10 protein-coding genes are annotated in these 12390 nt (G+C 74.1%); 7 read left to right on the forward strand and 3 right to left on the reverse strand.

Annotated elements, in window-relative coordinates:
• Positions 1 to 68 precede the first annotated feature (68 nt).
• Positions 69 to 1076 carry a TolB family protein gene (locus tag ACFV4G_RS15015; RefSeq protein WP_380440254.1) on the forward strand — a complete coding sequence of 336 codons (1008 nt, stop codon included), beginning with the start codon at positions 69 to 71 and terminating at the stop codon, positions 1074 to 1076.
• A gap of 12 nt (positions 1077 to 1088) precedes the next feature.
• On the opposite strand, the gene ACFV4G_RS15020 is transcribed toward ACFV4G_RS15015, so the two are convergent.
• The 3 genes from ACFV4G_RS15020 to ACFV4G_RS15030 all read right to left on the reverse strand — a co-directional run bounded on the left by ACFV4G_RS15020 (position 1089) and on the right by ACFV4G_RS15030 (position 6160).
• Positions 1089 to 3254, reverse strand: a complete 2166-nt coding sequence (locus ACFV4G_RS15020; RefSeq protein WP_380440256.1) for a hypothetical protein — start codon at positions 3252 to 3254, stop codon at positions 1089 to 1091.
• Positions 3255 to 3560: 306 nt separating this feature from the next.
• Entirely contained in the window at positions 3561 to 5228 is a 1668-nt protein-coding gene (locus ACFV4G_RS15025; RefSeq protein ID WP_380440258.1) for an ABC transporter permease, read from the reverse strand.
• Positions 5225 to 6160: an ABC transporter ATP-binding protein gene (locus ACFV4G_RS15030; protein WP_380440260.1), complete on the reverse strand. Its 936-nt coding sequence runs from the start codon at positions 6158 to 6160 to the stop codon at positions 5225 to 5227. Before ACFV4G_RS15030 ends, ACFV4G_RS15025 begins: the two co-directional genes overlap by 4 nt.
• Positions 6161 to 6266: 106 nt before the next feature.
• Here ACFV4G_RS15030 and ACFV4G_RS15035 point away from each other — a divergent pair, with 106 nt between their 5' ends.
• From ACFV4G_RS15035 to ACFV4G_RS15060, 6 genes are all read left to right on the forward strand, one after another.
• The gene (locus tag ACFV4G_RS15035; protein ID WP_380440262.1) at positions 6267 to 6758 is read left to right on the forward strand and encodes a GbsR/MarR family transcriptional regulator; all 492 of its coding nucleotides are present in this window, start codon (positions 6267 to 6269) and stop codon (positions 6756 to 6758) included.
• An 89-nt stretch (positions 6759 to 6847) separates the two neighbouring features.
• Positions 6848 to 7885 carry a DUF5954 family protein gene (locus ACFV4G_RS15040; protein WP_380440263.1) on the forward strand — a complete coding sequence of 346 codons (1038 nt, stop codon included), beginning with the start codon at positions 6848 to 6850 and terminating at the stop codon, positions 7883 to 7885.
• A 384-nt stretch (positions 7886 to 8269) separates the two neighbouring features.
• Complete coding sequence (locus ACFV4G_RS15045; RefSeq protein WP_380440265.1) at positions 8270 to 8977, forward strand: hypothetical protein; 708 nt, start codon at positions 8270 to 8272, stop codon at positions 8975 to 8977.
• Between the two features lie 106 nt (positions 8978 to 9083).
• Positions 9084 to 9662, forward strand: a complete 579-nt coding sequence (locus ACFV4G_RS15050; protein WP_359958570.1) for a hypothetical protein — start codon at positions 9084 to 9086, stop codon at positions 9660 to 9662.
• 11 nt (positions 9663 to 9673) lie between these two features.
• On the forward strand, positions 9674 to 11020 hold the full coding sequence (locus ACFV4G_RS15055; protein WP_380440267.1) for an MAB_1171c family putative transporter: 1347 nt from the start codon (positions 9674 to 9676) through the stop codon (positions 11018 to 11020).
• Positions 11017 to 12291 carry a cytochrome P450 gene (locus tag ACFV4G_RS15060; RefSeq protein WP_380440269.1) on the forward strand — a complete coding sequence of 425 codons (1275 nt, stop codon included), beginning with the start codon at positions 11017 to 11019 and terminating at the stop codon, positions 12289 to 12291. The genes ACFV4G_RS15055 and ACFV4G_RS15060 overlap by 4 nt, the downstream gene beginning before the upstream one ends.
• Positions 12292 to 12390 lie beyond the last annotated feature (99 nt).

The following is a 12390-nucleotide window of genomic DNA, read 5'->3' on the forward strand; positions in this document are numbered from 1 at the left end:
GTGGGGGTGTGTGCGCCTCCCGCACGCCCCGCCCGCGGGGGGGGGTCGCGGGGGGGTCTCTGTGGTCTGTGTGGGCGCTCCCCCCCCCCCCCCCCGGCCGGTCCACGGCCGCCGCCGCGCCGCCCACCGGAGGGCCACCCGCCGGAGGGCCGGGCGAGCGCCGGGCCGACGGCGCCGAACTGCTCTACCGGGCGGGCGGGACGAAGAGCGCGCAGAACCCCGCGTTCGCCCCGGACGGCGCCTCCGTGCTGGTCACCGAGTTCGCCGAGGGCTACAACAAGGGCGCAGCCGCCCTCGGCGTGCTCCCCGTGGAGGGCGACCGCACGCTGCGCAAGGTGCTGGAGGACCCGGACAAGGCCGCCGTCAACCTCCCCGGCACCAGCTGGAACGCCGCCGCCGACGCCTTCGCCTTCGCCTTCGCCACCGACCGGGACGGCGGCCACGACGAGGTCTGGACGATGAAGCCGGGCGGCACCCCCGAGCGGGTCACCCGGCACGACGACGGCAGCGGCTTCAACGAGCCGAGCTTCTCCCCGGACGGCGAGTGGATCGTCTTCCAGCAGAGCTGGGAGCCCGAGCACGCGTCAGTCCACGGCGACGGCGCCGAGCAGGACTCGATCTGGAAGGTCCGCCGGAGCGGCGGCGCGCCCGTGCGCCTCGTCGACGGCAAGGGCACGAAGACCGACAACCGGCAGCCGAACTGGTCCCCCAAAGGTGACCGGATCGTCTTCCAGCGCCGTGACGCCGGCAGCGAGAGCTGGGCCCTGTGGACGGTCGGGGCGGACGGCACCGGGCTGCGCCGGGTCACCGACTCGCCCGGGGAGCACACCGATGCGACGTGGTCGCCGGACGGCCGGCACCTGGTCTTCTCGTCCAACGCCGGCACCTTGGCGAACGCGCAGGTCTTCGTGGTGGCGGCGGACGGCGGCGAGCCCGTCCGGGTGACCAGGAACGACGGCTCCTACGACGGAGCGCCGAGCTGGTCCCCGGACGGGAAGTGGATCGCCTTCGAGTCGTCGCCGGGCGGCGAGTCCAACCCGGCGGCGCTGTGGCGGATCCCGGCGCCGAGCCTGTGAACCCGGCCGGTGCTACCGCGTCGAGATCGTGACCAGCGAGTACTGCACGACCGTCAGCGGCACGCTGACCGTCGAGCCGGTGACGGTGTACGGCACCGGCCCGGGCGCCGGGTCGGTGCCGTCCGGGGAGGCGACGGTCACCGAGGCGACGGCGGCGCCCGCGGGCAGGGCGCAGGAGAGCGTGCAATCGGCGGGCGTGGTGCGGAAGTCGGCCTGGGTATCGCCGAAGTTGGTGAAGTTCACGAGGTGGACGACGACGTCGCCGCCGAGCCGGCGGGCCTCCAGGAAGATGCGGCGGTCCCCGGCCAGGGTGACGGCCGGCGGCGCGGACTGCCGTACCGGCGCCAGCAGCCGGTCGGCCGAGGCCTGGTCGTTCCCCGTGAGGTAGCTCAGCCCCGGCAGGGCCTTGACGTACCACGCGGTGCCGGCGCCGTACGCGTTCCGGTTGGTGTCCGGCAGTTCGCCCGCCCGGCTCAGCCCGAGGACGTCGGCGAGCGCGAACTCGGCGCGCCGGGAGCCGAGCCCGTCGAGGCCGGTGGGCTCGGGGCCGGTGATCAGGACGGTGCCGCCGGCTCGGACGTAGTCCCGCAGGACGGCCGCCTCCGGGTCCGAGACGGCCTGGAGGTTGGGCAGCAGCACGACCTTGAACCGGGCGAGGTCGGCGGCCGTCAGCCCGGGGCTCGTCACGGTGTCGAACGGGACGTGCGCGTACACCAGTGCCTTGACGGTGCCGCGGAACTCGCCCAGCCACGGCATCGTCGCGCAGCTCATCGTCGGGTCGCCGCCGCCCCACCAGTCGGTGACCCCGGCCGGGGGATCGACGGTGACGTACATCCCGTTGCCCGCGGTGGGGCCGACGTAGTCCCGCGAGGCGCTGGAGTGGTAGACGCCCACCTGGGCGAGGGAGGCGGCGTCGAAGATGCGCGCCTCGTTGGCCCGGACGAAGGCGTAGACGCGGGTGCGCATCGCCGCGTCCACGCCCTCGTTCTTGTAGGGCGTCCTGACCTCGTAGGGGTTGCAGCCGGTGGCGATCACCTGGGCGAGCACGAGCGAGGCGTCGTCCGGCTGCCAGCCGTAGGAGAAGGCCCACGCGGGCCGGTTGCCGCTGGCGGCGCGGGCGTACTTGTACATCGAGATCAGGCAGGTCCAGTCGGTGGCGGTGGCGTGGCGCATGCCGTCGTAGTTGCCGAGGACGTCCACCTCCCACACCTGGCTGATGCCGGCGTCGGCCTGGCGGAGGTAGGCGCCGTCCAGGCCGATCGTGGTCGCGTAGCGGTAGTCCATCGAGACGGTCTCGGAGAAGACGACCAGGTCGGGGTTGACGGAGCGCGCGGCGGCGGCGATGTCCAGCTGGAACCGGGCGAGGTTGCCGTGGCGCCACTCGACGTAGGCGCGGAAGACCGGGTCGGCGTAGTCGGCTGCCCTCGGCAGGGCGAGCCCGGTGTCGGCCTTGAACGCCGCGGCGCCCCACGTGGAGGCGTCGCACCAGGACAGCACGCCGTCGAAGTAGATCGGCACGTCCGGCCAGATCGCGTCGACGCCGGTCGCGGCGAGGAGCTTGATCCGCTTGAGGTAGTAGTCCCGCCAAGGGGAATTGGGGCTGAGCCAGACGCTCTCGTCGTCCTTGTCGACCCACACCACCACGTTGCCGTAGAAGACGTTCGGCTTGCCGTCGAGGTCGCGCTGGACCCACGCGCCGCCCTCGGCGTTCTTGTAGAAGGACCGGCCCTTGAGGCCGCCGGGGGAGATGACCTCCAGCGAGGGGTAGTACATGACCACTCTCAGGCCGGCGGCGTGCGCGAGGCGGGTGAAGGTCGTGACGTCGGCCATGTGCGCCGCGAACTCGGCGTCGGTGTGCCAGTCGGACAGGATCGTGTCGAGCTCGATCACGCTGACGTTCTGGGCCTTCAGCGCGTCGACGGCCGGCTGCATGTCGGCGGCCTCGTTGAACGTGCCGTCGGCCAGGCGGGCGTGGCGCGCCCACTCGGGCCAGGGCTGCGCCGCGGCGGCCGCACCGGTCGGCACCGGGGCGGCGGTGGGCACGGGCGCGGTGGCCCGGGCCCGGCCGGGCAGCAGCCGGACGGTGGCCAGGGCGCCGCCGGCGCCGAGGCCCGCGCGCAGCAGGCGGCGGCGGCCGATGCGCGGGGCGGCGGTGGGTATTCCTTCGTGCTCGGACATGGTGGTCCCCCAGCAAGGGTCGGCATGGCACGGAAGAAGGCGGGCCGGGAGGCGCCGCCTGCCCCCGTTCGCTCGCGGCCCTCCGCACCCTCCGTAGGCGACCCTAGGGGCCCGTGTCCGGCCCGTCCCGCCCCGGCTCACCGGCTACGCCAGACGTCCGAGCGCGCGCCGCCCGGGGCGGGCGACCCCGATCGCACGCAATCGGCACGCTCTCTCCTCCCCGGGAGGCTTGACACCCGGCGTCGCCGCTGGCTATCGCTCGTCAACTCCTTTGCCTGATGCCAGCGTTGGTGCAGCCCGGTGTCGTCAGCCGGTGTCCAGGTCGCGCCGCCGGAACCCGGCCAGCCCGAGTGCGATCAGTGCCGCCGCGACGAGGGTGAGCACGGCGAGCGGCGTCCAGTCCATGGCCGCCGCGGGCAGCCGCGGCACCTGGCCGAACGGGGAGAGCCGGTCGAGGCCCTCGGGGAACCGCAGCAGCGGCCCGAGGTAGCCGATCACGAAGCCGTACGCGGGCAGCAGCCAGGCCAGCGCGGTGGCCCTGGGCAGCCACCCGTACACGGCCGCGGCGAAGCCCACCGTCACCCACTGGGCGGGCGCGAACGCCAGGGCCGCGCCGGCCAGCCGGAGGAACTCGCCGCCGTCGCCGGTGGAGGCGGCCCCCGCGATCCCGAACCCGGCGCCCGCCGCGAGCAGCACGGCCGTCGAGCCGATCAGCGCCGCCGCGATGTGCCCGCCCAGCCAGCCGGCCCGGGAGACGGCGGTCGCGAGCACCGGTTCGACCCGCCCGGCCGTCTCCTCGGCCCGCGGGCGCAGCATCGCGAGGACGGCGTACACGGCGCCGACGACGGCCACCACGAGCATCGTCAGCGCGGCGAAGGAGTCGGCGAGGCTGTGGCCGCCGAGCCGGGCGAGGGCCTCGCGGATCTGGTCGACGTCCTTGAGCATCGAGTCGGCGTTCCCGAGCAGCGAGCCGTACATCGCCCCGAGGAGCAGGAGGGCCGTCGCGAAGCCGCCGATCAGGCCGCGGTGCAGGCGCAGCGCGAGGCCGAGCGGGGTGCCGAGGGCGGCGCTGCCGGTGGGCGGTCCGGGGCGGGTGGCGCGCAGGCCCGCGCCGACGTCCCGGCGGGTGCTCAGCCCGAACCCGGCCGCGGCGACGGCGGCGGTGAGGGCGAGCGCGGGCAGCAGCGGCCACCAGCGGTCGTCGACGAACGGGTAGGTGCGCTGGAGCCAGCCGATGGGGGAGGCCCAGGCGAGGGCGCTGTCGGCGGCGTCGCCGGCCGCGCGCACCGCGTAGGCGGCGCCGAGCACGGCGAGGGCGAGGCCGGAGGCCGTCCGGGTGTGTGCGGTGGCCTGGGCGGTGACGGCGGTGGCCGCGGCGAAGAGCAGCCCGGCGGTGGCGAGCGCCGCGCCGTAGAGCAGGGCGCCGCCGGTGGTGAGGCCGGGGACGCCGAGTCCGGGCAGCCCGGCGGCGAGCAGGAGGCCGAGGGCGAGGTCGGCGGCGGCGGCGGTGGCGAGCGCGGCGGCCAGGTGGGCGTGCCGGCCGACGGCGGCGGAGCGGACGAGTTCGGCGCGGCCGGTCTCCTCCTCGGCCCGGGTGTGCCGGGTGACGGTCAGGATGCTCATGAGCGCGACGAGGACGACGGTGAGTCCGAGCATCCGGTGGCCGAGCATGGCGCCCCACGTGTAGTCGGCGAGGTAGTGCCGGGGGCCGGTCATGGCGAGGACGGCGGGGTTCGCGGAGGCGTGGCCGATCGAGGCGCGGTCGGCGGCGGTCGGGTAGACCGTGTGCAGGCTGTTGGCGGTGCCGAGGGTGAGCAGGCCGAGGCCGAGCACCCAGGCGGGCAGCCGGACGCGGTCGCGGCGCAGGTCGAAGCGGAGCAGGGCGCCGGTGCCGGCGAACGGGCCGCGGGCGGCGGGGCGGTGCCCGGCGGCGGTGGTGCGGCGGGTGCCGGGGGTCGCGGCGGTGGTGGTCATCGTGCGGCTCCGGCGTCCGCGCCGGGCGCGCCGGGGTGCTCGCCGGCGAGTTCGTCGCCGTAGTGGCGCAGCATGAGCTCCTCCAGCGTGGGCGGGTGGCTGACCAGGCTGCGCAGTCCGGCCTCGGTCAGCCGGCGGACGGCGGCATCGAGTTCGGCGCCGTCCACGGCGAAGCGCACCCGGGCGCCGTCGGTGCGCACGCCGTGCACGCCGGGCAGCGCGTCGAGGCCGGTGACGGGCCGGACGGTCTCGGCCTCGACGGTGGTGCGGGTGAGGTGGCGCAGTTCGCCGAGGGTGCCGCTCTGGACCACCCGGCCGCGCCGGATGATGCTGACGCGGTCGCCCAGCTTCTCGACCTCGTCGAGGACGTGGCTGGAGAGCAGGACCGTCCGGCCCTGGTCCTTGGCCTCGCGGACGACGTCCTGGAAGACGACCTCCATGAGCGGGTCGAGCCCGGAGGTGGGTTCGTCGAGGAGCAGGAGCTCGGCGTCGGAGGCGAGGGCGGCGACGATGGCGACCTTCTGCCGGTTGCCCTTGGAGTAGCTGCGGCCCTTCTTGGTGGGGTCGAGGTCGAAGCGCTCGACGAGCTCGTCGCGCCGGCGGCGGTCGGGGCGGCCGCGCAGCCGGGAGAGGAGGTCGATGGCCTCGCCGCCGGTGAGGCCCGGCCACAGTTCGACGTCGCCCGGCACGTAGGCGAGCCGGCGGTGCAGTTCGACGGCGTCGTGCCAGGGGTCCTTGCCGAGCAGCCGGACGGTGCCGCCGTCCGCGCGCAGCAGGCCGAGCAGGATCCGGATGGTGGTGGACTTCCCGGCGCCGTTGGGGCCGAGGAAGCCGTGCACCTCGCCGGTCTCGACGTCGAGGTCGAGGCCGTCCAGCGCGGTGGTCCGGCCGAAGTCCTTGCGGAGGCCGGAGAGGGCGATTGCCTTCGTCATGTTGTCGAAAGTACCGTAGTTTCAGAAAAACGTGAATATTGGGAAGGCGTTAAAGTTCCCTCGGAAGATCGTCGGAAGATCGACAGCGGATTCGGGACGGTGTGCGGTGGCGGAGCGGGACCAGGAGAAGGCGGACTTCGTCGAGCGGTTCGCGGCCGACCTGGTGGTGGCGGGCATGGCCCGGATGCCCGCGCGGATCTTCTCCTGCCTGATGGCCGAGGAGAGCGGCGTGCTCACCTCCGCCGAGCTCTCCGAGCGGCTGCGGATCAGCCCGGCGGCCGTGTCGGGCGCGATGCGCTACCTGACCCAGGTCGGGCTGGTCTCCAAGGAGCGCGAGCCCGGATCCCGGCGCGACCGCTACCGGGTGCTGAACGACGTCTGGTTCGAGTCGCTGACTCGGCGCGACGAGATCATCATGCGCTGGATCCGGGTGCTCAAGGACGGCGAGTCGGTCGTCGGCGCCGACACCGCGGCGGGGCGGCGGCTCGCCGAGAGTGCCGAGTTCTTCGAGTTCATGATCGACGAGCTGCACGGGATGCTCGGCCGCTGGCGCGTCGAGCGGGCCCGGCGGGCGGCGGCCGGCGAGGGCGCGCACTAGCGCCGAAGGATCCCACAACTACCCACTGCGTGACGGCAGTTCACCCAAGGACACCTCGAACGGCGGTCCGCTGCGCTACCACTGGCCGCATGGACGACGACGTGGTGCCCATTCCCGACCACCTCACCATCCGGGTCACCCACACCGACGACCCGGTCTCCGCCGTGGCCGGCCTGGAGGCGTGGGAGTCGCGCGAACGCTATCCGGACCTGCTCATGATGCCGCCGGTCTTCGGCTCGATCGAGCGCACCCCCGAGGGGGCCTGGCGGATCCTCTGCTTCCACGCGGGCACGCCGCAGGGCGCTCGCGACGACCTCGGGCACGTGTTCCGCTGCTGGGCGCACGGCGAACCCGGCGGCCGGTGGGCCGCCCCCTGGGACATCACCGACGCCGAGCGCGCCGCCTACACCGCCGCGTACGAGCGGCTGGAGTGGGAGAAGCTCGACGAACTGGCCGTCGCCGGGCGGCAGTACCGGGTCTTCCGCGCCGAACAGGTGCTGCGCGGGGGCCCCGAGGGCGTCGAACCGCCGCGCCCCACGGACCCGGACCCGGCGCCGGTCGGCCGGGGGCACCGGGCGCCGTCCCGGGTCGACGGCTACGTGATCGACCCGGCCGCGGCCGTCTCGCTGGTCGACGGCATCGTCCGGCTCGACCTGATGACCCTGGTGCCGAGCGGCCGTTCGATCACCGAGGAGGTCCGCGAGGACGCCAGGCAGGCCTCCGCGCTTCACCCGAACGTGTTCGTGCTGCCCGTGCACTGCGCCGTCGCCGAACGGCGTGACGGGCGCTGGGGCCCGATGACCGGTGCCTGCGAAACACCGCAGGCCGCCCGCGACACCCTGGCCGCCTACCTGCGCGAGTTCGCGCCGATGACCGACCCCGGTCTGGGCGAGGACGAACTCGCCGCCTACGCCGCCGCGGCCGACCGGCTGGACGCACTGCGGGCCAACACCGTCGAGGCCGCCGGGCGCCGCTTCCAACTGGTGCGCGTCGAACCGGTGGTGCGGCTCGGCCCGGACGGCCCGGAGCAGCCGCGCCCGTCGGACCCCGACCCGGACCCGCCGATCATGGTCCAGGAGGCCCGCGACCGCGCGGCGGGGCTGCTGCCCGAGGACGAGCAGGGCTGAACCGGGCGCGCAGTTTTGCCGGGGTGGAGGGGAACCCCCGTCCCCCCTCCACCGCCGGAGACCGTGGTCAGGTGCGGTGCCGGCCACCCGGAGCCCGTGGGGTGGCTGCGGGTGGCCGGCGGCGCATGCAATGCGCGCATGCGGCACCTTCGCCCGCCGACCGGACGGAGCCGGGACCTGCCCCCGTGTCGCGGCGGGACGGCCCCCGTGTACTGCCCGTCCACGCCTTGCAGGTCCTCACCGTCCGGTGCGGCGTCGCGACCGATCGTGCATACACGGACCCCGGTCTGTCAAGGATGCTTGATGAGAACGCCGTTCAGCCGACTTCTCGTCACGTATGATTGACGACGCTGGACCCGACACCGCGAAGGAGTGCACAGGAAGATGGCCGAGGACACCGCGGCTCACCGCCGGACCATCGCGGAGCGACTCACGCACCTCATGAGCACCGGACACCCCGACGGCACCGGCCCGCGGGACTACCACGCGGTGGAGCAGGCCAGCCAGGAGTACGCGGAGCGGTACCCCGGCAGCCCCACGATCAGCCGTCAGACGGTGCACAACCTGCGCAACGAGCGGGTCGCGAACCCGGGCATCAACAGCCTGACCGCGCTGGCGAACGTCTACCGCGTGCCGATCTCGTACTTCCTCTCCGAGGGGGAGGCCGCCGGCGGCACGCCCGCACCGGACCCGGACATGGTGCTCCAGCGCCTCGACGGCATCCTCAAGGTGCTGCAGCCCGACACCGCCGCGGCCCTCGACGACGACGCCCGCGTCGCCGTCCTGACCGCCAGGAACTGCCCGATCGGCCGCGACGCCCTCGACGGCCTGCGGGCCGGCCGGTGGGACGAGCGGCTGCGCCTGCCGCTGGACGAACTCGCCGCCAGGATCAGCCTCCCGGCCGGGTACTTCGTCGACCACCGCATCCCCGCCGCGGACCCCAACGACCTGCTGCTGCTGGGCGCGCTGAAGGCCCAGGGGGCCAGAGGCATCGCCCTGCGCCAGGTCGCGGGGCTGCCCGAGGACGCCTTCCAGGCCCTGTCGCCCATGCTGGACCTCCTGAGCAAGGCCGATCCGCGCCGGCGCATGTGAACGGGACCCGCCCGGCGGGAGCGGGCGGGCCGATTCGTTAGGCTCCCCTCCACGCGGTCCTCGACCGAGCGGCCAGGGGGAGCCCGATCAGCGTCCGGGGGATGGCGTGCCGTTTGTCCGATGGAAGCAGAACGAACGCCTCTGGGGGCCGGAGTTGAACGACAAGGACCTGCGAAAACACTGCGCGGACGTGGTGGCCCGGATCGACCTCCCGAGCCCCTTCAGCATCAACTCGCTCGTCGACAGCGTCGAGCGGCAGCGCGGCCGCGGGATCTCGCTCGTCCCGATCCCCCTGCCGGTCCGCCAGGGCAGCCCCTGCGGCCTGTGGGTGGCCACCGACGACGTCGACTACGTCCTCTACCTCGCGGACACCAGCCGGGCCCACCAGGAACACATCGTCATGCACGAGCTCGGCCACATGCTGCTCGGCCACGGCTTCAGCGAGGCCGACCAGGACGAGGCCGCCCGGCTCCTGATGCCCACCCTCGACCCGCGCTTCGTGCAGTCCGTCCTCGCCCGCTCCGTCTACACCTCGCAGGAGGAACGGGCCGCCGAGTACGTCGCCTCCCTCCTCCCGCTGCGGGCCGGCCGCGCGCCCTCCCGCACCAGGCAGGAGGCCGTCAGCCCCGGGATGGCCAACCTCGTCCGGCACATCGGCGCGGCCCTGGAGCGCAATTCGCGCTAAGGTCGAGCCCCGTGCTGCTGCTCACCGTCGTCTACGCCGTACTCGCGGTCATCACCTGGACCGCTTTCTTCTACAAGGTCCGCGACCTCGTGCGCGACTGGCGCAACAGGGAACTCCAGATCCTGTGCCTGTCGATCGCCACGTTCGCCGCGCCGTTCGTCCTGGCCTCGCCCCACGTCTACATGGGGATCGACCGCCTCCTCGGCGTGCCGAACATCGCGACCCTGATCATCTACGTCTGCGTGGCGGTGTGCGTCTCCGGGTTCATCGCCCTGCTGGTGTCCTGGTCCTCGGCCCAGAGCGGGATGAGGGTCCGTCACTGGCTGGGCGTGGGCTACTCGCTGACGACCATCGCCGCCATGGCCGTCCTCTTCTTCCTCGGCAACGTCGACGGCGTCGAACACCCGGTGGACTTCGACGTCACCTTCGCCGATGTGCCCTACATCTCGGTCTTCCTGCTCGGCTACCAACTCCTCTTCACCACCAGCATGGTGATGCTCATCGTGCTGTGCCGCCGCTACGCCGCGGCGGTCGACCGCCCGTGGCTGCGCCGGGGCCTGCGCACCGTCGCCCTCGGCGCGTTCTTCGGCCTCGGCTACGGCGTGCCCAAGATCCTCAACATGCTCTGGGACCAGGTCGCCACCTCGCCCCTGCACACCGTCAGCAGCATCGGCGCCCCGCTGTCCGCCAGCGTCTCGGCCCTGCTGTTCTCCGTCGGCTTCACCATGCCCGCGTGGGGCGAGGGACTGGACCGCCTGCGCGAGATCGCGGTCTCCTACCGCGCGTACAAGCGCCTCTACCCGCTCTGGCACGACCTCGCGACCGCCTTCCCGGAGCTCGTCCTCCTCCCGTCGAACGACCGTCGGCAGCCGTGGTCCGCCAAGGCGCTGCTCGCCCGGCCGGCCATCGGGATCCGCGAGGGCCGGATGACGCTCTCGCCCCGCGGCGGCCGGCAGCGGGACGACCAGCAGGCCGACGGCCTCCAGGACCTCGACCTGCTCGTGGCCCGCCAGCGGGTGGAGATCCGCGACGCCCAGCTCCGGCTGCGCCCCTACTACACGGACACGGCGGCGAACGCGGCGCGGGACCTCGCCCGGGAGCGGGACCTCGCACCCGACGAGGTCGAGGCCGCCGTGGAGGCCGCCCAGGTGAGCGTGGCCCTGCGGACGCACGCCGCCGGGGCTCCCGTGCCGCCCCCGGCCCCCGGCCGCCACGAGCCCGCGGCCGTCGACCCGGCCGAGGAGGTCGCCTTCCTGGTCAAGGTCGCGGTCGCCTACCGGACCTCTCCGATAGTCGCCGCCGTCACCGAACGCTTCGGTGCCGCAGGCTCGTTCGACGCCGGGGTCACCGCCTCATGACGGACGCCGGCCTGCCCTCCGACGGGACGCTGTTCGACGGAACGCTGCTGACCGACCCGCACGCGGGCTACGCGCACCTGCGCACGGCCTGCCCGGTCGTCCGCACGACGACGCCGGACGGTGCGCCGGTGTGGCTCGTCACCCGCTACGAGGACGTGCGCGCGGGGCTCGCCGACCCGCGGCTGTCGCTGAGCAAGGCGACGTCCACCAGCAGCGGCACGCACGGCGCCTCGATGCCGTCGGCGCTCGACGCGCACCTGCTCAACATGGACCCGCCCGACCACACCCGGGTCCGCCGCCTGGTCGCGCCCGCCTTCACCGCCCGCAGCGTCGCCCGGCTGCGACCGGCGATCGAGCGCCGCACAGCGGAGCTCCTCGACCGCTTCCAGGGCGGTTCGGCCGACGTCATGGGGGACTTCGCGACGCCCTTGGCGCTCACGGTGATCTGCGACGTGCTCGGCATCGCGGAGGAGGACCGCCGGGACTTCCGGACGTGGACGGACGCCCTGCGCTCGCCCGCCCCGGACGCGGCGCTCGCCTCCCGCCGGGCCCTGAAGGACATGCACCGCTACCTGGTCGGCCTGATCGCCGGCAAGCGGGAGCGGCCCGGCGACGACCTGCTCACGCAGATGGTGTCGGCCCACGAGGACGGCGACCGGCTCTCCGAGCCCGAGCTCGTGGCCCTCGCCTTCCTCCTCCTGTTCGCCGGGTACGACAACAGCGCGAACCTCGTCGGCAACGCCGTCCTGGCGCTCCTGACCCACGAGGAGGCGCTGACCGCCCTGCGGTCGGGCGGTCTCGCCGTCGGCCGGGTGGTCGACGAGGTCATGAGGTGGAACAGCCCGTCCATGCTGGCCTCCCGGCGCTTCGCCCGGGAGGACCTCGACATCGGCGGTGTCCGGATCGCCACCGGGGAGCGGATCTGGATGTCCCTCACCTCGGCCAACCGGGATCCGCAGCAGTTCGACGACCCCGGCCGGTTCGACCCGGGCCGTTTCGACCCCGGCCGGTTCGATCCCGCCCGGCACGACGCCGGCCGTTTCGATCCCGCCCGGCACGACGCCGGCCGGCCCGAGGGCGGGCACCTCGGCTTCGGCCACGGCATCCACCACTGCCTCGGCTCGGCGCTCGCCCGCCTGGAGGCCGGGATCGCCGTCGAGGCGCTCGTCCGGCGCTTCCCGTCCCTGCGCGCGGCGGACCCGGACGCGGCCGTCACGTGGTGCGAGTCCTTCCGCAACCGGGGGCCGCTCGCACTGCCCGTCACCTGGTGACCGTTACCTGGTGACCGTTGGCGGTGCACGACAGCGCGTCGCCCCCCCGCGGTGGGACCCCGGCGGGGGGGGGGGGGGGGGGGGGGGGGGGGGGGGGGG

The organism is Kitasatospora sp. NPDC059747, assembly GCF_042732955.1.
In the GTDB taxonomy this organism is placed as follows: Bacteria; Actinomycetota; Actinomycetes; order Streptomycetales; family Streptomycetaceae; genus Kitasatospora.

What these genes read in the sequence shown, in the direction of transcription:
- ACFV4G_RS15025 (WP_380440258.1), bottom strand. Translation starts at nt 5,228, where the DNA reads ATGACCACCACCGCCGCGACCCCCGGCACCCGCCGCACCACCGCCGCC.
- ACFV4G_RS15020 (WP_380440256.1), bottom strand. Translation starts at nt 3,254, where the DNA reads ATGTCCGAGCACGAAGGAATACCCACCGCCGCCCCGCGCATCGGCCGC.
- ACFV4G_RS15060 (WP_380440269.1), top strand. Translation starts at nt 11,017, where the DNA reads ATGACGGACGCCGGCCTGCCCTCCGACGGGACGCTGTTCGACGGAACG.
- ACFV4G_RS15045 (WP_380440265.1), top strand. Translation starts at nt 8,270, where the DNA reads ATGGCCGAGGACACCGCGGCTCACCGCCGGACCATCGCGGAGCGACTC.
- ACFV4G_RS15030 (WP_380440260.1), bottom strand. Translation starts at nt 6,160, where the DNA reads ATGACGAAGGCAATCGCCCTCTCCGGCCTCCGCAAGGACTTCGGCCGG.
- ACFV4G_RS15040 (WP_380440263.1), top strand. Translation starts at nt 6,848, where the DNA reads ATGGACGACGACGTGGTGCCCATTCCCGACCACCTCACCATCCGGGTC.